We start from the raw sequence: 19,916 nt of genomic DNA, 5'->3' as shown, positions 1-19,916 counted from the left end.
CCAGAACTGTGGCCACCTGAGTTTGAATAAGGCACTCTTACAAACGAAGTTGAGAATCTCGCCCTTGGTCAATACCATTGGCTCAGTATGTTTGTGCAATTTGGAATACAAGGATTCTGAATTGTGTGACTGTATCTCCCCAAACTTTATTTTCTGAAGGTGATAGGAAAGCGATCGCACTTGGGTAAGTTACATCTAGAACACCCAACCACTTCCTACCCCAGGAAAACACTTATGAAAACCGAATTAAAAGCCAAGTTTCTCCAACACATCCTCAACAAAAAGAATGAAAATGAGGGTTTTACACTTATTGAATTACTAGTAGTAATTATCATCATCGGTATTTTGTCTGCGATCGCTCTACCTTCTTTCTTGAACCAAGCTAACAAAGCCAAGCAGTCAGAATCTAAAACCTACATAGGTTCAATGAACCGCGCCCAACAAGCATTTTACTTAGAAAAAAATGCATTTGCGTCTCAAGCTGATTTTGGTAGTTTAGGTCTTGGTATTGCAACACAAACCACAAATTACATATATAAAATTGCTGGTGGTGGTGCTGGTGCTAGCATAGTAACCAACCAAGCAAGTACAGTCGTTAACCTTGCACCTCTCAAGACTTATGTCGGCGGTGTGGGTGTGGCAGTTCAATCTGGTACTAGTGAAGCTACTACTGTAGCTATTTTATGTGAAGCCGACAAAGCAAGAGTTAACGGTGGTGCAGATGGTTCAGATGCGATAACTGATCCCACTAGTTGCCCCACTAACTACACCGCTTTGAAATAAGTAGAGAAGGGACTTACTACATGAGAATATAGTTTGTCTAAACCGCTGCATAGCAAAATTAATTCTTCACGTAGTTTGTATTGAACTAAATTAGGTATTTTTCAAAGTGGGTAGATTATTCTATCCACTTTATTTCCATTACGTGAGTCATTCACAATATCTTGCCCCTACACTTTTCCACAAAAATTATGATGATTACTAATACATATAATTGGCAAAATCAGGCTGAAGAATATTTCCTTAAAGAAAACTATTTGCAAGCATCAAAATTATATGAGCAAGCAATAGAAATAGATCCAAACACTATTTCATATTATTGGCATTTAGGATTGATATTACTATTACAAGGGCAAGAAGCAGAAGCTCAAATGACTTGGATGCTGCCAATGACCGAGGCAGACGAAGAAGAGTTACAAATTTGGACAAATGAACTATTTCAAATTTTACAAATAGAAGCTAAAAGACGTGAAACTCTGGCAGAATATTCTCTAGCTTGGTTAATTCGCCAGCACATGCGCGAAATTAATCCTAGTTATATAAATAATTTGCTTCAAATTCTTATGCTTTGTATCAAGTTGCAAAAATTTGAAGAGATTGATGATTTGAATGAGTGGGGATTAATTGAAAGCTTAAAAGCAAAAGAAAATATAGAAATCGATATCGAATTATTAATCCAAGTTTTAAAAGAAGTTTTAAATACTATTCCCTTACATCCAATTAATCTAAATTTAATAGAAGCTAGTCTGCCTTATTTCTCTGATCCTCATCAATGCTTCTCTATACTGCTTCCTGCTGCTTTGGAAATAGGCCATACTTTTCGGCGACCTTTACTAGCAGCATCTCTACTAGAATTACATTTACGATTAGAGCCAAATAATGTAGAAGTTTTGCGGCATTTAGCAACTTTTTATCAAGATGATCATAATTATTCTCAAGGCATAGAGACAGCTAGATTGTGTTATTCCTTATCAGAAGGCTTGGCTGATAAAATTTTTGCACTCCATTTGCTGTTAAGGGGCCTAATGTCAGCAGGGGGATATTGGCAAGAGATATGTACAACTTTTGAAGAGTTAGAAACTGTATTTCAACAGTTTATTAAAGCTGAACGAATTCCTTTAGAAGAAGGAAGAATATTACGGTTGCTTTCGCCATCTTTTGCGATACCTCACATTAAAGATGCTCCTGCTGAATTTCGAACTATTCATAATCAGGTAGCTGAGATTTTTAATAATTATATTAAAAAGCTTGCTGAATCAGAAGGAAAAAACTATAATCGTCAAATTATTAATAATCAATATTTAACACACCACCCGAAAAAGTTAAAAATTGGTTATATCTCTTACGCTTTAAGGAGTCATTCTGTTGGTTGGCTAGCTCGCTGGTTGTTTCAACATCACGATCGAGATAAATTTGATATTCATACTTATTTCGTTAACTACAAATTAGTAAATGACTATCTCCAAGAATGGTATCTAAGTCAGGCAGGAAAAGCTCGTCAATTAGGTATGAATGGTCTAGATATTGCTGACCAGATATATCAAGATGAAATTGATATTTTAATTGACCTTGATAGCGTCACTCTAGATATTACTTGTGAAGTGATGGCACTCAAGCCAGCCCCGATTCAAGTTACTTGGCTGGGGTGGGATGCATCAGGCATACCTGCAATTGATTACTTTATTGCAGATCCTTATGTTTTACCAAATGATGCACAAAATTACTATACAGAGAAAATCTGGCGATTACCTCAAACTTACATAGCAGTAGATGGTTTTGAAGTTGGTGTCCCAACTCTCCGCCGCGATGACTTAGATATTCCTATGGATGCCGTTGTATATCTCAGCGCCCAAAGAGGATATAAACGCCATCCAGAAACGACAAAGTGGCAAATGCAAATTATCAAACAAGTACCTAACAGCTACTTTTTGATTAAGGGACTTGGTGAGCAGGAAACAATTAAACGCTTCTTTTACCAAATTGCCGAAGAAGAAGGTGTAGATTGTTCGCGGCTAAGGTTTTTACCAATAGTCTATTCAGAGTCAGTTCATCGTGCTAATTTAGGCATTGCTGATATTGTATTAGATACATTTCCCTACAACGGAGCGACAACAACCTTAGAAACATTGTGGATGGGTATTCCCTTGGTGACGCGAGTCGGTGAACAGTTTGCGGCACGTAATAGCTACACCATGATGGTGAATGCGGGTATCACAGAAGGTATTGCCTGGACTGATGAAGAGTATATAGAATGGGGTGTGCGCTTAGGGAAGGATGAGGCTTTACGTCAGCAAGTCGCTCTGAAGTTGAAAGCATCGCGGCAAACAGCACCGTTGTGGAATGGCAAACAGTTTACCCGTGAAATGGAAAAGGCTTATGAGCAGATGTGGCAGAACTATATTGATAAAAAATAGGCTCGTAATATAGGTAGGACTTATACAAGTGTAACAAAAAATTAACACTTTTAGTTTGTAGTAAGGGCTTCAGCCCTGATTTTGAGGACTAAAGTCCTCACTACAAACATTAAAAATTATCCCAATCTTTACCATAATCTTGGACTGGATATTGAGTCCAACAATCACGCAGACATTGCCGTCCACAAGCCTGTAAATACCAGTGAACACTACTTTCAACCCAATCGTAAGGAGATTTGACTAAACCATGTTTAACTGCGTTGTAATGAATATAATTAATAGTTGTATAATAATGTCTTTCCGAGCGAATAGCGCGATCGCTCCAACGATACCAAATTTTTCTTTTAGTAATATTGTCCTCTATATTCCACTGTCGAGAAAGCGCACCATGTATTCTGCGAAATAATTCACCTAATACATCAAAATTTTCAACATAAACCAGTAGATGATAGTGATTAGGCAAAACAACCCAAGCACCAATTGTTAAGTTCGTAGTGAGCGATGAAGCGCTCCTATCTTCATTTCCACTGCCACCAAACCTATCAAAAATCATATCTAGCAATTGCTGACGACGCGATTCAGTGTGTATATGACACTGATGCTCGTAACAAGCTACCGTTAATAAATAAAATTGCTTATCTTGTACAGGATGTGGTGGAGAGTGAGGTGGATAACCCTGGCTTAAGCGATATTTCACTAGTTCAGCTTTTTGTTCTGCTGTGAGCTTCCGATATTCATACATAGATTTTTTTAGCACTGAAGTGCTTACTACAAACAATTCAAAAGTTCGTAGTGAGGACTTTAGTCCTCCTCCTTTGTAAATACAAATTTAAGCACTGAAGTGCTTACTACAAACAATTCAAAAGTTCGTAGTGAAGACTTTAGTACTCCTCTGTAAATACAAATTTAAGCACTGAAGTGCTTACTACAAACTTGTTTATAAAAGGCTTCTAAACCTGCGACACAAGCTTTATCATCAAATAGACGCTCGTGATTTTGGCTCATTCTTTCGGCAATAGTACCTCGCCAAGTTGGGTCTAGTCCTAACTTGACAGCAATTTCAATATATTCAGTTTCGTTTTTAGATATAGTATCTGTCACTCCTAGCATTTTCAGGAAGCTGTCAGAGTGACGACCCCGCATAAATTCTCCAGGACAGGTAACAATGGGGAGATTACAAGCGATCGCTTCTAAAGTAGTATTACCACCAGACCAGGTGAAGGTATCTAGATAAACGTCTGAAAGTAAGTTAATCATTAGATAGTCCAGTCGCTCAGGAATACTGAGAAATACACAATAATCCTCGCTGTTCAAACCGATAGCAGCAAAAGCCAGCTTCAGTCGTGGCTGAAGTAAAGTACCACGCAAAAACACAAATTTAGCTTGCGGAACGCGATGAGCAATTTCTGCAAAAATAAAATCATATTGCGGTAGATACTTGAAAGGAGCTTGGCAGCATAAATAGATGACTGCATCATCTGGTAGCTGAAAATCTGAGCGAGTTTTTATAACTGGTGGAATATACGGTTTAGGATAAGAAACCCCAATATTAGGCAAGCGAATTAATTTTTCTGAATAATGCTCTTGGGCATTTTCTGGTTCCATCAACTCGCTAGACAAAAAGTAATCAATTGTGGGTAAGCCAGTTGTTACCGGATGTCCCCAAGCTGTACATTGTACAGGCGCAAGCCGCAGACCTGCCATCTGCATAGTTTGCGGGTTCATCCCAATTTCGGGAAAGACTAAAATATGCAATTTATCAGCAATTATCTGTTCACTGACCGCTGATAAATTATCAGGAATATGGTGGAAAAAATCACTGTACTGTTGAAACTGTTGAGTAATTGGATCTGGCTGATTTCCTATGTAGTAACAATAGATTTCAAAGCTGGAGCGATCGCAGAAACGTAACCACCCAGTTAACCAAAGCGTTCCACTATAAGAATGGAGGTAATAAGAAACGTAACCAATACGAATTTTGTTATTAGGCTGAAGCTTAGGCATAGATATAGGAACGACCCATTGTGGATAGTTAATAGCCATAATTTCATGCACTAAGTTTCCATATTGGCGTTGCAAATCTATATCATTTTGTGCTTGATATGACAGGTAAAAATTAGTGAGACGACCTATACCTGCCAAAGCGCTATGCTGCTCTTTTGTAGTTTGAAGCGATGTTTGCTGAATTAAATCTTGCAGTCCTTGAGTATAGCGTTGGCGATAAAAGTTAATTTCCTCTCGATTCTCATATATTGATGGAACTGTTAAATATTTGAGGAGTTGAAAAGTATAATCATCAGGGAAACATATAGCAGCATTATCTGCACTGAAAATTGCTTCTTGAATACGTCCATTCTGCCGCAAATCGATGATTAATGAAAAATGTAGTCTTTCATCTGTAGGGTAAAGCTTAATTCCTTGTTGAAGAGTATTAAAATATTCATCTAGCAGGTTTAACTGTCTATAGCAATGGCTTAAGTTCCAATAAATATCTACATCACCTGATTGGATTTCTAGGAGTTTTTGATATTGTGCGATCGCTTCTTGCCATCTTCCCTCAGTGAATAATTTATTGCTCAAGCAAAAAAAAACTGTTCAGCTTGTGCTTCGCTAAAAACTTCTATATTGTAAGATGTGATAGTTTCTGCTTTTACTTGACTTAGCGCATTTGTATCTTCATATTCCAAAACAATTCTTGCATGTATACGAGGTAGCAAAGCTTCCCACTGGATATCAGCCAAGTTTGCCACTAGAGAAATCTCTAACTCTTCAGTAATATCTAAATCGTGTTCTACCAAAAGATTCATAACCACACTAGATAAAAACAGTTCAGCATCCTGAACAGCGATATTACCAGTGTTAATAAGTAGGGTAGTTTTTTGACTATCAATATGAGTTGCTACCGCCTTCATTACTCCTTGCAATTCTAAACCTATTAACTCTTCTGGTTGCGACCAATCTGGGAAAACAATTAAATTAAGCTCCTTGAGGTTTAAAGATAGAAGAGTAGCATCAATCAAGGCAGAACTTACAGTTTGTGCCATTTTTGTCCATGAGAACTTTTTCGCCTGTGCCAAACCCGCAGTAATTAAAGAATGACGAATACTAGGCTTTTGCACTTCACAGAGCGCATTTGCTAGTTCATCTGGATCATCATCATTCACATATATTACTGCGTCTCCTGCTACTTCTGAAATTGAAGAATTAGGACAGGTAATAACAGGACAGCCACAAGCCATTGCTTCTAATACAGGCATTCCAAAACCTTCATATTTAGAAGGATAAACTAATGCCACAGCACCAGAATAAGCTAGTGCTAGTTCTTTATCACTTAGTTGTAGCAGATGTACAACACTACCTAATGTATAGGTTCTTAACTCTAGCGCTAACATTCCGCCAATACCAGTACAAATAATATCAAATCCGTAACTATTGGCTAGTTGTGAGAAAGCTTGGAAAAATAAAGTACCGTTCTTGTAACCATTACCCATACCAACTAATAGGAAATATGGTTTATTAATGCCATATTTATATTTAAAAGCATTAATTTCGGCTTCAGAAGCAGGAGAAAAAATCGAATCAACTCCACAGTGAGCAACCGTAATTGATTCTAAAGGTATCTCAGTAAAACATTTACTTAAGTCTTTAGCCGTATTTTCAGAAATGGCAATAAAAGTGCAGGCGTGTTTAATGCCCTTGTGTTTTTCTTGCCACATAGGTTCATTTAAGTTTCCCCCTAGTATTTCAGGAATCATGTCATAAGCCATAAATACAGAAGGGGTGTCAATGGGGGTGGTGTAGTAAGAAGATATAAATAATTCTGCTTCTTCATCATCACAGATTTCTTGAAGCATCTGTTTATCAGCTTCGGTATTGTTATAGTCGTAAGCAGGAATTGTGCGATAACGAATACCATTTATTTTGGGTGCAGTATTGGCTCTATCTAAGACTAGGATATATTGAGCAAAATCACTATTTGACCATTGTTCTAGCAGACTTCGCCAAACTCTAGCAATTCCTGTTTTATAGAGTTGGAAAAAGACACCATCAATTAAAATATTACGATTAGGTAAAGTTTTTGCTTTTTCTTTAGCTAACTCGTAAATTTTAATAGTTTCTTGAACATATTTATCCCAACTAAAATATTGAGCCTGCTGAACAGATTTTTTTGCTAAACTTTCTCGATATTCGGGTTCGCAATATAGCTTAAATATGGCATCACAAAGCCCTATTGTATCATTAGGATCAAGCATAATTCCGGCATCTTCAACCACTTCAGGCAAGGAAGAAGTGTTAGACGTTATGACTGGAGTTCCACATTGCATGGCTTCTAATGGTGGTAAGCCAAAACCTTCATATAAAGATACATATATGAATGTTAATGCACCTGAATAGAGAGGGGCTAAATCTTCATCAGGAACATAACCAGTAATAATAATTCGGTTTTCTAACTCTTTAGCTCTATCTATTTCTGCAAAAATTTCTTCATATTGCCATCCTTTTGTACCTATCAATACTAAATTAAGATCATCAATACGCTGGTTTTTAATTAATCTCAAAAAAGAACGGATAACATGAGCTATATTTTTTCTTGGCTCTAAGGTTGATAAAGTTAATAAATAAGGCTGCTCCGGTATTTTATATTTTTGTTTAGTTTTGATAATCAATTCTTGATTGTCGCAAGGATAAAATTTTTCTTTATCAGCGGCTAAATGTGCAACAAATACTTGTTTAGCATTAAGATTTGGTTGATATTTAACAATATCTTGTTTCGTTGATTCGGAAATACAGCATACAAAATCATTATTGTCTATTTGATCTATAATATTTTTAACTATATGCTCTGAATTATGATTAAAATACTCTGGAAAAAGAATAGGAATTAAATCATAAACTGTGACAATTCTTGTAGCAAAGTAAATATTATTGGGCAAAGGATAATAAGTAGAGTGATAAATATCTATATTTTGGTATTTTAGTTCTGAAAACTGAAATAAATGAAGATAAAAATCTTCAAAATTTTGATTGATATAAGTTTGACAAGCATTAAATAAATCAGGAATACTCGTACATAGATAAATATCACACTGATGAGATTTTATTAGTCCTTTTAAAAGATACTCTGTTACTCTAAAAACTCCTGTTTTAGCAGTTTCAAGGATAGTACCTAAACCTAGTACAGCAATATCTAAGGCTATTTTTATTTGCCCTTCTTTCTTTACAACTGATAAATAATCTTCTTTTTTTGAAGATTCATATATTGTTGCTAGTTTTTCAGTATTAGGTATAATTAATCTTGCAATTTGCGTATTTATATTATCTTGACTACTTACTTGTATTATGCGATCTGCTCTTTGTTTTTCGAGCAACCTGTAATTTATATAATTATCTAAAACATTAACAGGAAAAGAGAAAAATTTGGCTAAATCGCCTGACTCTTCAGATATATAATAATCATTAATTCCATCAAAGAAAACTTGTTGATAACCTTTTCCCATTAAAAAAATAGGAATATTATTTTCATAGCGAATGTTCGTACCTGGTAAAGTAGTTTCTATGACTAATATTGTTGGTCTAAATATATCCCAATTTCCACCTAAAATAACTTCCTCTTCTGCTCCTTCAACATCAATTTTAAGAAAATCAATTTTCTGATCGACATATTCTTTGCAGACTTCTGCTAAAGTCTTGACAGAAACCGTGTTGCGAGAAAGTTCTAAACCTTTCTCTTGGGCAATTTTATAAGCTATTTCTTTATTTAAGGTAGAGTTTCCGGGTTGTCCTACTACTTGAAAAAACTCTAGGTTTCCTTCTGAATTACTTAGAGCAATATTCAAATTAATATCTCTCGAACGCTCTTGCTCAAATAAGTTATAGAATTCTTTTATTGGTTCTATATTTATTCCTGACCATCCAATATCATAAAAAGCTTTAGTTACTGAATCAACAGTTGGATGTAATGCTCCTGCATCAATATAAAACCCTTTTATTTTATCTTTAAATACTCTATTGAGTAAAACATCTTCAAGATTCTGGGCATATGAAATAAATGTCATTTTTACTAACTGAGCTCCTATGAGTGTTAACAATTTAATCTAGTGAGGGTATTTTTGGCTAGCTCATCTAATTAGACATACCAATGAAGTTTTTTTTGGACTATTTGTCTAATTGATCGCTCTTAATCTATTCATTATATTGGGAAACGATAGTGTTGATATTTTCATGAATTGTCAATGCTAATGCCTTATCCCCTATAATTTCCCTCCTCTCTGCTTCTGCTTGTAGAACTTCCACAAGTTCTGCTATCCATATATCAATTTCTTCAGGTTTACCCTCTGCAATTCCAAGAAACCAAGCTGTATGTGCTTCTACTTCCTGATCTTGAAGCAATAGCAATAATCCTAAGTACCAATAATTAGCCTTGAAGTTAGGTTCAAACTCTATTGCGTTTTCATAAATGCTTCCTGCTTGATCATATTCTCCCAGTAGTAAATATTGGTATGCTTGCTTTTGTAAATCTTCTTGCATGGAAAAGTTTTTATATTTATAACTACTGCTGTATACCCGAATTTTTTCAATTACAGGTAAAGAAGCTAGTGATTCTCCTTGCTTTAGCAATCCTGGAACGTAAGCAAGACTCTCGATAATGTTATCAGCAAAATTGTATTTTTCGTCTTCACCATATTGCAAAGTCAGATGGGTTAAAAGTTCCAAAGCATAGTCAGGAAAATCCAAAATATCAGCAATACAAGCTAGTTTTAAAACTTTCTCAGGTGTCTTAAGGTTTATACTTAAATCTTCTCGAATCAAATCACGAAAGTAAAAAGCATCTGCCCAAATTAATGCTCCTGGGTGTTTGGATGATATTATTGGCATTTTGCGAATATCACGATTCATATTATGAATATCAAATAAAGTAAACCCTCGCATTCTAAGATGAAGGTCTAGATCACTAAATAAAGGCTGTCCTGTGTACAGTTCTGTAAATTCAACTTCGCTAACAATTCCTAAAGTTCCGCTCTTTAAAATCCAATCAGCTCCTTCTAATGCTTGAAGCTCTGCACCTTGAATATCAAGTTGAATAAAATCTATTTCAGTAATATTTTCTGACTGGCAGAAAATATCTAAAGTTGTTGTTTTAATTTCCTGAGTATCAGCTAATTCTATTAGTTTTGAGTTGCCAACAAAGTGTTCTATATAATATTCACTGGGGGGATATAATGAACTACAGGCAGGCTCTTGGGTTACATAAAGTGTAGATTTACCCTCACACTTCCAAAGAGCCAGGGGGATATGCCTTTCATTCCAATTGATTTGTCTATTTTTAAGTTCAGTATTCGCCTTTTCACAAGCCTCTGCATCGGCATCAAAGCCATAGATAGTAAGATTAGGTGCAAATATTTGCCAACCTTGACTCCCATAGTCATCCTGTGTTGCTATCTTTCGAGAGCCGACCACAGCTACTGTTATATGAATTTGCTCTAAATGACCACTTTTTTTTAAGCTGGGTAGAAATAATGCCATAATATATAATTCAAATTATTGTCAACAAATTCGGTCTACTAATTGCTCTTAGTTTGTTGTTTCTTAATCTGCTCTAAAAGAACTTTGTAATTTGACCTGTCAGGGCGTAACTTCACTAACTTTTCTAAAGGTGCAATAGCACTCTGAGTATCTTTCAACTTTAGCCGCACATTTACCAATCCCTCCAGCGCTGTTTGGTTTTCTGGTTCCCGTTGTAAAACCAACTCGTAGCCCTGCGCCTGTTGCTGTAATACTGACTCAGCAGAAGGAGACGCAATTGCTGACTTAGATTGACTAGCCTGTTGGATTGCCGGAATCACTGCAAATACCGTAGAGCCGATAAACGACACCAACGAAACTATCGTGACAATTTTTTGTCGCTGCTGTATTTGCTTTTTACGGATAATTACGTATTCTTCATCAGAACCAGCCATGCCTGACATACTTGCTGTAGTAAATACTTAGGTATTAGCAAGCCTCCTGTACTGAGGATACCCATCTGCTCAACAGAAACTAACATCCTCGCTAGAAATTTTTTACACAAACTTCAAATGCTGACTCTGAAGACAAGGGGACTTTATGCTAAACCCATGCTGCACTGACAATTTTGCCATGCGTAGTTTACCGCCGTAGGCATCGCTCCCATACTTCAAAGCAAAATCCTCTCCCGCACCTAGACAGAACCAACCCTACAAGTCTTCTTCTCTGAGCAAAACATTAAAATTATATAAAGATTTACGATGATTCTACCTAATGACAGATGTTTGCGATATTCTGAATAACGTTTAAATAAACAAAAACAGTAGACATTTCTACTCAATTGCAAACTTGCCCGTAAGTCAAAAACTTTCAAACCAGCCCTTGTCATATAGGTTGTTCAACAAGCACACACATTTTTTGTGATTAAAACAAATAGAATTTTCCTAGTCGTCCTTAGTCACACTACTTAGTGAAACTTCACAGACGAATAATGATTCTGCTCAGTGTCCAGAATATATCTCTTACAAAAGGTAGTGTTGTAATCTTGTGGAAAAAGGCTAAAGGTAAAGAGGAAAAAGAAGATAGGGAAAGATTAAAGGGAAAAGGGGAAACAGAAACATCCCTTAACCCTTCATCCCTTAACCCTTTCCTCTCAACCTATGCCTAGTTTCTGCAAAAAGTTTAAGGACTACTTGGTGGAATTGGACTTTTGTGGTGGTAATTACCGTACAAAACCGAATTTACCAGTAACTTAGTAGAGTTTGTTATGGTATAGTTAGAAAGTTAAGACTAGCTTTACCAAATTACACCACTCTACGGGCCGGCAACAATTGCAGAATGGAAAGCAGTTTTAATTAAGCATTTACCAACAAAATCTGAATTCAATCGAGGTTATGACTCAGCAAGTGATTCACCCAATGGTGAAATTGCAGCGCAACGTGCAATCACTCATAGAATCGAACATTATTAAGCCAAGCGATAGCATCTGGAAAATCGCTTTGCTCTATGGTAATGAATGGCAGCACTGGAAACAGGAACTGCTTGACTTTGGCTTTAGTATGCAAGACCCAGTTAGTGAATTGCTAGCTGTAGAAACTTGGGATGAGGAGTAGGGAATAGGGAATAGGGAATAGGGAATAGGAATTTTTAATATTCACCACTCCCTTGTTCCCCACTCTCTAAACTTTGCAGGCAGCTAAAGCCGCAGCTAATTCTTTTGCAGTTTGATAGCGATCGCGTGGCAATGGTTCTGTAGCGCGATCAATCACATCTCTTAATTGGGAACTAATTGTGGGAACTTTTGCCACATCAAACCTGAAGTTTCGCCCTCTTTGGCGATAATACTTGAAAGGGTTTTCCCCTGTGAGCAGAAAAATCAGCGTTGGCCCAATTGCATATAAATCAGATTGAGTCAAAGGTTGTCCTCGTTCCTGCTCAGGAGCGCAGTAACCTTCTGCACCAATTCGAGTTCCGGGCGCTGTGCCAATTTCCTTAACTGCGCCAAAATCCAGCACCACTATGCGATTTACTGCACTTCGCACCATTAAGTTGGCGGGTTTAATATCGCGGTGAATCAGTGGAGGCTCTTGGCTATGAAGATAGTCTAAGATATCGCAGGTTTGGATCATCCAAGCGATCGCTTGGTTTGGTGTCACTGGGCCAGTAGTATAGACACGTTTCTCTAAATCTTGTCCGTGGATTAGTTCCATTGCCAAGTATTTTTTTCCGCCTTCTACAAAGAAATCGTAATACTTGGGAATTCCAGGATGGTTAAGGGATTTGAGAGTGTAGGCCTCTCGCTCAAATAATTCTTGAGCTTTGGCAATTCTTAGCATATCAGCATTCATTTGCTTCAACACCAGAAGTTGTGGCATACCCGCAATCAGACCAGCCGCATCCCAAGCGAGATAAGTAGTACCCATACCTCCTTGCCCAAGAGTTTGCAACACCTGATAATGGCGAATCCTCTGTTGCACCAAGAGAGGTTGACCGCAGTGGATGCAAAACAGATTGTTTGGGGAGTTGCCTTCGTGGGTGCAAATGTAGGATGAATTTGCTATACCTTGGGCTGAGTAGAGCGTTGCAGCGGCGTTTTCTTCTGTGCCTTGCATCTGTTGTGGCGATCGCAAACCAGTTTCCAGTACTGTTACATCCTGAAGTTGGAATTGCAGTATTGGGCCTCCCTGTGCAAGTTGCAAAAGGGAATTATCTGGTAACGGACTCTGAATTACAAGGATACCGTTGAGGAAAGTCCCATTTGTACCTTGACTAATCAGCCGCCAACCACCGTCATTGCCGGGAGAATCGACTTGTCTAAGTTCTAGATGATGCCGCGAAACTAAACTATCAGTTAAAACAACGTGATTATCTGCCGCTCGACCAATCCGAATTATGGAGGAGTTCTCAAAGCACCACTGCTGGAGGGGCGTTTTCTGTTGCGGTTCTAACAGGGTCAGACTAACCACAATACAACCTACAAGGTAAATGGATTAGGAATTGGGCATGGGGCATTGGGCATTGGGCATTGAAAAGAGGTAGAGGGGCGGGGTGCGGGGGGCAGGGGGAAAACTCTTCTCTCTTGCTCCCTGCTCCTCTGCTTATTACCCATGCCCCATGCCCTATGCCCATTTATTTCAACTTTCCAAATTTGGGCGTACTTTTGCCCGAATTAGTATACCAGTAATGTTGTCATGACCATTGTGTTGGTTTGCCAAATCAATTAAGTCTGTAACACCCCGTTCTAAGTTAGCGCCAGAACTAAGTAAGGGTTCTAAGTGAGTCTGCCAATGGGTTTCTAGTAAATCATTATCTGATAGACCATCCGATGCCAACAGCAGAAGAGTATCTTCATTAAGATCGAAAAAGCCAACATCAGGATCAATGGAGCTTTCGTCACGAGGCCCCAAGGCTTGAGTGAGTTGGTACGCATCCGGGCGGGCATAAGCGATGCTTGCTTCCACTCCGCGAGTAATTTCCCGTTGCCCAACTTCATGATCTACTGTGACTTGTTCTAGTCCCCGCTTGCGCGTCAGACGATAGAGACGGCTATCTCCCACATGAGCAACTGCTGCTTCAGTATCTTGAATTAAGAGCATTACCAAAGTTGTACCCATACGCCCAACTCCAGAACGGGCATCTTGTTGATTGAGCTTGAAAATCGCCTCATTAGCTAAATACACTGCCTCACGAATGCTCTCTTCTGTTGGCAGTTGGTTGGCAATCCAGTGTTCTTGAAAGTATTGCCGTAGGGTGTTGACTGCTAACTCACTGGCTATCTCGCCGCCAGCGTGTCCACCCATACCATCACAGAGAATATACAAACCATGCCCTTCCAGGACTCGACTTTTGGGCAACTCCAGTTTATGGATTTTGGTTTCAATACCAAAGTAGTCTTCGTTATGATGACGTTGACGTCCCACATCTGTGCGTCCTGCATCTTCTAAGCTACTTAACTGCATTGCCAACACAACAGTTGGCATATCATCAGTTTTGCTAATGATATCTTCTGGCTCATCTGATTGCGGGATAGTGGGCACAGCCGTGTTTTTCTCCTTTATTGGGGGCAAAGTTGGGGTTCCTAGTGCTTCTATTTCAATAGAGATTTCCTCCAAACGCGATCGCAATTGTGCGATCGTCTGAATCTTGCCTGCATCTAAATCTCCCAACATCTGGACTACAGAGCCAAATTGAGTACGTTGAGATTGCCTAAATAACGATTGCCAAACCCGCCCCAAAGCTTGGATAGTTAATGGCTTCTCTGGAATATCGGATGTTTGGGCTTGGACATCTTCTGGCGACTCGCCGACAAGAAGAGAATTCGATGATTCTACATACAATCTTTGTAGCGCCAGCGTTTGGTCTTCATCCAATCGCAAATTCGACAAATCTAAAAGGCTTTGACGACAATTTACTGGTTCCAATACTGCCCAAAGTTGGGCCATTTGATAACACCAGTGTAAAATTTTTAACGAACTCGTTGTTTCTTCTTGCCAGCGATCAAGTAAATGCTGCCAATTTGAGCGGTCTTCGATTATTACTACCTGTATATCACCCTGCTGCCATGCATCGTGAATTGGCGGTATTCCCCGCTCACCTTGGGATTGTAAGGCAATATAAAGTCTAGCAAGGTGAGGAATTTCACTTGTTTCTACCGATGGCGTTAGCAAATCTGATTGCTGACTTGCTAGCATTGCCCCAATCGGTGATATTTGATACGGTTGGCAGTCTAGAACTCTCACACCTACATCAGTAATGGAGGTAGTTTCCGTTTGGATAGGTAGCGTATCTAACAATTGATAGCGCTCTTGGGAGTCTAAATAGGAGCCTAATGCAATCTGAAAACTAGGGGATACAGGAGATGAGGAGGGTATTGCTTCCTCATCTCCGTCTACTCCCACATCTCCCTTCTCTCCCTCATCCTCGTCTATTCTCAAAGCTTCCCCAGTCGTTTCTTTAGCAATAATTGCCCAAAACACTGTTCCACATTCCGTGTCACAGTTATGACAACGTAGTGCATTCACAGGTACATCATCGGTACTGCATTTAGGACAGACCTTGTGAGTCAGGGACGCGCCACAGTTTTGACAGAATTTGTTGCTATTGGGGTTTTCAAATTTACACTGAGGGCAAATCAGCATAGTGGAAGTTCCTTTATTCCCGTTCCAAGGTGCTTCTAGCCACTAAGATCCAAGGTGCCACAATTGGCTGTCCCTGACTACAGTAGACCTACAAGAGATTGTAGTTCATCAATGAATTTTGGTGGCAGTATTAATTGTGACGCATATTAGATAAATATTTCATATATTGGCAGTCAATTGCTTATAAATGGGGATTGGGGAATGGGGAATAGGGAATAGGGAAGAGTTTTCTCCTCTGCCTTTTTTCAATGTCCAATTCCCAATTCCCAATGCCCAATGCCCAGTGCCCAATGCCCTATTGCCAAGAGTCTGGCAATTCTGGAGGTTCAGCGTTAAACCATTTTTGATAAATTTGCTTGTAAGTGCCATTCGATAACAAAATCGCTATACCTTTGTTAATTGCATCCAGATGAGGGGAATCTTTGGGCGTGGCAATTCCGTAGTATTCTTCAGTGAGTAGATCGGCAACAACTCTGATGCCTTTGAGTTTGTCATTTTTAATTGCATATAAAGTAGCGAAAGCATCGCTAACTACAGCATCAACATTGCCATTGAGTAAGTCCTGGAAAAATTCTGGCCCAGAATTAAACGTACTAATTTTGGCATTGGGGATGGTTTTGGCAAAATCTGCCCCAGTGGAACCAATTTGTACAGCAATTTTTTTACCTTTGAGACTGTTGAAGTCTTTAATATTTTGGTTGTCTTCGCGTACAGCGATCGCTAGTCCAGCTTTAAAATAGGGTCTGGAAAAAGCAATTGTTTTCAGGCGTTCAGCGGTAATTGTAATCCCACTAATGGCTGCATCGACTCTTTTGGCTTGCAAGGTCGAGATCATGCCATCAAAAGGCAGAGTTTCAAACTGGACTGCAAAACCTGCTACTTTAGCGATCGCATTCATCAAATCAATATCAAAACCTTCTAAGTGACTGTGACTGCTAGCCTTTTGGATTTCAAAGGGGATAAAGGTGGGATCTGTCGCCACTTTGAGAGGTTGAGCATCTGGATTTGGAGTTGGATAATACTTATTACAGGCAATGATCAGTAGGAAACAGCCTAAGCTCAGAATTAGCTGCTGCCATTTCAAGTTCATCAATTTCACTATATTCATTAGTCATGCCCACACCTATTAAAAATATTTTTTGAGCTACCAAATTGCTCTGTATAAATTTTAGATTTTAATTTCCGGAGGGGTTGATTAAGGGTAAAGCAATGAAATCCTTGCGCTATCTGAATTACAAATTATGAATTTCGCGCAGCGGTACTAGTATGTCAAAATAAAAATACCCGATACATCAAGGTGAGCGATCGCTCCCAAAGCAAGATTAAAGGATTGACCTGAGCAATGGCAGACCAAACCAATCAAAATCAAGCGGGAGAAGTAGCTCCCACCACTACTGATAAGCAGGTTCCTAGTACAGACTCACCCGAAGCCACAGATATTCCTACTGCCAACACGCCAGATCCTAAAGCCGCAAACCCTGAAGATAATCCCAATGCTGCTAAACCGGTTGCTGTACCACCTAAGCGAGAAAAACCCGCAGCCGCAGTAGACGAAAAACCAGCCGCCGCAGCAACAGGAGAAAAACCCGCCGCCGCAGCTAAAGCCGCCAAAAAGGAAAAAGCTCCATCTGTTGAAGACAAGCCTTTTGTAGAGTTCATCGAGCAAGACTATTTGCCAGCTTTACAAAAAGCGATCGCTCAACAAGGTGTGCAAGATTTACAGGTGTCTTTTGCCAAGCAGAAAGTGCCAATCACTGGCTTTGAATCTGCCCAAGAATGCTGGCAAATTATCGGTAGTTGGAAAGAAATAGGTCTGCGTCAGTTTAATCTGTATTTCCCCGAAGAAGATATTCAAGGGAAAAAGGGATTTTCCTGTAATGAAGGCAAAAAACCTAGCACTCTTGAGTCATTCTTAATCGATGAGCGCAAAATTACCCTCGATTTGTTGGTATTTGGCTTAGTTCAGCGCCTAGATGGTCAAAAGTGGTTAGGTAGAAATTAGTCATGAGTCATTAGTTATTAGTCATTGGTCATTGTTTTTTTACAAATGACAAATGACAAATGACAAATTAAAGTTCATGGAAATGGTAGGTAACGGCTCCAGTATTGGGGTCGTTATCAATTTTTACATAACCTGATTTGTACATTTCATTGAGAGTAGCTTCCACTTCAGCAAAACTAGCTCCCGTGAACTTTACCCCTTGAGTGACAGTTAAAAAACCACCCTTACTTTCCGCCGCTTCAATTAGTTTAATCATGAGCTGGTTGCCTGTTGGGCGGTGGACTTGAGAAGCAACCACTGCTTGATTCAACGGCACACCCAAGGGAGATACACCTGCTTTTAATCTCAAATTGCGTTCGTATTCATCAACCATGCCGGGGATAAATAACAAATCCACGACCTGCCCTATACCAAACACGCCACCAGTCAACAGCCACAACAAACCAGTCCCGATCTTGCCATTGTAGAAACGGTGCAATCCTCCCACCCCGATAAATCCGACTGCACACAAAATGTAAGAGACAAGAAGTCGGTCTTTCTGCTGATTGTTTTCAAGATTCATCTTGTTTTCAACCCTTTGGATTTGCTCTTGTTGTCTAAGATGGGTTTTCCATGTTGTAGTAACAACTAAAGAAAATTACTGAGGTATTTGTGCTTTGAGATACAAAAAGCGCGTAATACTACCCTTGATCGAAATAGTGATTATCACTGAACTAAGTTTATTTGACTACTAATCCGCGATTCTTGGTTCCGCAAACATTGAATGATTGTTGCAACTCTTAATCTTTTGCTTACAAATTTCTCACCCGCACCTTGGTAGACTGAACTTTATACAATTGGATTATTGTGGGCTGTTACGTTTTAACAGAACATTACCCTTGGCTTTCTGGTGAAGCAGTCGCTCAGAGGGTGTTTTCCCGATGAGGAAGTGCCAAACCCGAAGGGTCTACTTAAGATAATAAAGACGAAAGAGCAATCAAGACATGGTAGATTCCCTCAAAAAACCAGGCTTTGAAGAAATCCGGCCAGGGATTAAAGTCCCGGCAAAAGAAACCCTGTTAACACCTCGGTTTTATACTACCGATTTTGATGAAATGGCGCGGATGGATATCTCCGTCAATGAAGACGAGTTGCAAGCCATTCTCGAAGAGTTCCGCACCGACTACAACCGCCATCACTTTGTTCGGGATGCCGAGTTTGACCAATCCTGGGATCATATTGACGGGGAAACTCGCAAATTGTTTGTTGAATTTCTAGAACGTTCTTGTACAGCAGAGTTTTCCGGCTTTTTGCTGTATAAAGAACTTGGTCGTCGCTTGAAAGGAAAAAGCCCCGTCTTGGCAGAGTGCTTTAACCTGATGTCACGGGATGAAGCACGTCACGCTGGCTTTTTGAACAAAGCTTTGTCGGACTTTAATCTGTCCCTAGATTTAGGGTTTTTGACTAAGAGCCGCAGTTATACCTTCTTTAAACCGAAATTCATCTTCTACGCTACTTATCTTTCTGAGAAGATCGGTTATTGGCGCTATATCACTATTTATCGCCATTTAGAAGCACATCCCGAAGACCGGGTTTATCCAATCTTCCGGTTCTTTGAAAACTGGTGTCAAGATGAAAACCGTCATGGTGATTTCTTCGATGCCATCATGAAATCTCAGCCGCAAATGTTGAATGATTGGAAAGCACGGCTGTGGAGTCGGTTCTTCCTGTTGTCGGTGTTTGCGACCATGTATCTCAATGACATCCAACGCAAGGACTTTTATGCCACCCTTGGGTTGGATGCGCGAGAATACGACATCCATGTAATTCAGAAGACTAACGAAAACGCAGGTCGGGTGTTCCCACTGATGCTGGATGTAGAGAATCCAGAGTTTTATGAGCGGCTGGATATTTGTATAAGCAATAATGAGAAGTTGGGTGCGATCGCTAATTCCAGCACTCCCAAATTCCTGCAAATCTTCCAAAAACTGCCACTTTACATTTCCAATGGCTGGCAGTTATTGCGGCTGTACCTGATGAAACCAATTGATACTGTTTCTGCTCAAGGGTCAGTTCGTTAAGTTATAACAGGTTTGCGAA

At 39.2% G+C, this 19,916-nt stretch carries 14 protein-coding genes; 5 read left to right on the top strand and 9 right to left on the bottom strand.

Translation table 11 applies throughout. The annotated features are described in order from the left end of the window. The first annotated feature begins 234 nt into the window (after positions 1–234). Positions 235–783: a type IV pilin-like G/H family protein gene (locus A4S05_RS27500; protein ID WP_069072962.1), complete on the top strand. Its 549-nt coding sequence runs from the start codon at positions 235–237 to the stop codon at positions 781–783. Between the two features lie 191 nt (positions 784–974). Continuing rightward, positions 975–3,194, top strand: coding sequence for an O-linked N-acetylglucosamine transferase, SPINDLY family protein (locus tag A4S05_RS27495; RefSeq protein ID WP_069072961.1), 2,220 nt, complete (start codon positions 975–977; stop codon positions 3,192–3,194). Between the two features lie 109 nt (positions 3,195–3,303). On the opposite strand, the gene A4S05_RS27490 is transcribed toward A4S05_RS27495, so the two are convergent. The 5 genes from A4S05_RS27490 to A4S05_RS27470 form a co-directional block, all read right to left on the bottom strand. Then, complete coding sequence (locus tag A4S05_RS27490) at positions 3,304–3,936, bottom strand: transposase (RefSeq protein WP_069072960.1); 633 nt, start codon at positions 3,934–3,936, stop codon at positions 3,304–3,306. A gap of 164 nt (positions 3,937–4,100) precedes the next feature. Then, positions 4,101–5,774, bottom strand: a complete 1,674-nt coding sequence (locus A4S05_RS27485; protein WP_069072959.1) for an O-linked N-acetylglucosamine transferase, SPINDLY family protein — start codon at positions 5,772–5,774, stop codon at positions 4,101–4,103. Beyond that, a complete protein-coding gene (locus tag A4S05_RS43680) occupies positions 5,771–9,250 on the bottom strand; it encodes an FkbM family methyltransferase (protein WP_084227293.1) in 3,480 nt (1,159 codons plus the stop codon). The genes A4S05_RS27485 and A4S05_RS43680 overlap by 4 nt, the downstream gene beginning before the upstream one ends. A 127-nt stretch (positions 9,251–9,377) precedes the next feature. Further along, on the bottom strand, positions 9,378–10,718 hold the full coding sequence (locus A4S05_RS27475) for an FkbM family methyltransferase (RefSeq protein ID WP_069072958.1): 1,341 nt from the start codon (positions 10,716–10,718) through the stop codon (positions 9,378–9,380). Between the two features lie 38 nt (positions 10,719–10,756). After that, positions 10,757–11,152 carry a tetratricopeptide repeat protein gene (locus A4S05_RS27470; protein ID WP_069072957.1) on the bottom strand — a complete coding sequence of 132 codons (396 nt, stop codon included), beginning with the start codon at positions 11,150–11,152 and terminating at the stop codon, positions 10,757–10,759. 939 nt (positions 11,153–12,091) lie between these two features. Here A4S05_RS27470 and A4S05_RS27465 point away from each other — a divergent pair. Continuing rightward, positions 12,092–12,310, top strand: coding sequence for a DUF4327 family protein (locus tag A4S05_RS27465; protein ID WP_012407469.1), 219 nt, complete (start codon positions 12,092–12,094; stop codon positions 12,308–12,310). A 66-nt stretch (positions 12,311–12,376) separates the two neighbouring features. On the opposite strand, the gene A4S05_RS27460 is transcribed toward A4S05_RS27465, so the two are convergent. From A4S05_RS27460 to A4S05_RS27450, 3 genes are all read right to left on the bottom strand, one after another. Further along, complete coding sequence (locus A4S05_RS27460; RefSeq protein WP_069072956.1) at positions 12,377–13,663, bottom strand: protein kinase domain-containing protein; 1,287 nt, start codon at positions 13,661–13,663, stop codon at positions 12,377–12,379. Positions 13,664–13,831: 168 nt separating this feature from the next. Further along, a complete protein-coding gene (locus tag A4S05_RS27455) occupies positions 13,832–15,835 on the bottom strand; it encodes a serine/threonine phosphatase (RefSeq protein ID WP_069072955.1) in 2,004 nt (667 codons plus the stop codon). A gap of 295 nt (positions 15,836–16,130) precedes the next feature. Continuing rightward, positions 16,131–16,943, bottom strand: a complete 813-nt coding sequence (locus A4S05_RS27450; protein ID WP_256091196.1) for a basic amino acid ABC transporter substrate-binding protein — start codon at positions 16,941–16,943, stop codon at positions 16,131–16,133. Between the two features lie 234 nt (positions 16,944–17,177). Here A4S05_RS27450 and A4S05_RS27445 point away from each other — a divergent pair, with 234 nt between their 5' ends. Beyond that, on the top strand, positions 17,178–17,837 hold the full coding sequence (locus A4S05_RS27445) for a DUF2996 domain-containing protein (protein WP_069072954.1): 660 nt from the start codon (positions 17,178–17,180) through the stop codon (positions 17,835–17,837). Positions 17,838–17,904: 67 nt separating this feature from the next. On the opposite strand, the gene A4S05_RS27440 is transcribed toward A4S05_RS27445, so the two are convergent. After that, a complete protein-coding gene (locus A4S05_RS27440; RefSeq protein ID WP_069072953.1) occupies positions 17,905–18,399 on the bottom strand; it encodes a TM2 domain-containing protein in 495 nt (164 codons plus the stop codon). Between the two features lie 421 nt (positions 18,400–18,820). Here A4S05_RS27440 and acsF point away from each other — a divergent pair, with 421 nt between their 5' ends. Further along, positions 18,821–19,897, top strand: a complete 1,077-nt coding sequence (gene acsF / locus A4S05_RS27435; RefSeq protein ID WP_069072952.1) for a magnesium-protoporphyrin IX monomethyl ester (oxidative) cyclase — start codon at positions 18,821–18,823, stop codon at positions 19,895–19,897. Positions 19,898–19,916 lie beyond the last annotated feature (19 nt).

This window comes from Nostoc sp. KVJ20 (assembly GCF_001712795.1).
Taxonomy (GTDB): domain Bacteria; phylum Cyanobacteriota; class Cyanobacteriia; order Cyanobacteriales; family Nostocaceae; genus Nostoc.
Note: the sequence above shows the minus strand (reverse complement) of the source record. Positions and strands in the feature narration are given on the sequence as shown.

What these genes read in the sequence shown, in the direction of transcription:
- A4S05_RS27495 (WP_069072961.1), top strand. Translation starts at nt 975, where the DNA reads ATGATTACTAATACATATAATTGGCAAAATCAGGCTGAAGAATATTTC.
- A4S05_RS27490 (WP_069072960.1), bottom strand. Translation starts at nt 3,936, where the DNA reads ATGTATGAATATCGGAAGCTCACAGCAGAACAAAAAGCTGAACTAGTG.
- A4S05_RS27465 (WP_012407469.1), top strand. Translation starts at nt 12,092, where the DNA reads ATGACTCAGCAAGTGATTCACCCAATGGTGAAATTGCAGCGCAACGTG.
- A4S05_RS27445 (WP_069072954.1), top strand. Translation starts at nt 17,178, where the DNA reads ATGGCAGACCAAACCAATCAAAATCAAGCGGGAGAAGTAGCTCCCACC.
- A4S05_RS27440 (WP_069072953.1), bottom strand. Translation starts at nt 18,399, where the DNA reads ATGAATCTTGAAAACAATCAGCAGAAAGACCGACTTCTTGTCTCTTAC.
- A4S05_RS27470 (WP_069072957.1), bottom strand. Translation starts at nt 11,152, where the DNA reads ATGGCTGGTTCTGATGAAGAATACGTAATTATCCGTAAAAAGCAAATA.
- acsF (WP_069072952.1), top strand. Translation starts at nt 18,821, where the DNA reads ATGGTAGATTCCCTCAAAAAACCAGGCTTTGAAGAAATCCGGCCAGGG.
- A4S05_RS27455 (WP_069072955.1), bottom strand. Translation starts at nt 15,835, where the DNA reads ATGCTGATTTGCCCTCAGTGTAAATTTGAAAACCCCAATAGCAACAAA.
- A4S05_RS43680 (WP_084227293.1), bottom strand. Translation starts at nt 9,250, where the DNA reads ATGACATTTATTTCATATGCCCAGAATCTTGAAGATGTTTTACTCAAT.
- A4S05_RS27500 (WP_069072962.1), top strand. Translation starts at nt 235, where the DNA reads ATGAAAACCGAATTAAAAGCCAAGTTTCTCCAACACATCCTCAACAAA.
- A4S05_RS27475 (WP_069072958.1), bottom strand. Translation starts at nt 10,718, where the DNA reads ATGGCATTATTTCTACCCAGCTTAAAAAAAAGTGGTCATTTAGAGCAA.
- A4S05_RS27450 (WP_256091196.1), bottom strand. Translation starts at nt 16,943, where the DNA reads ATGAATATAGTGAAATTGATGAACTTGAAATGGCAGCAGCTAATTCTG.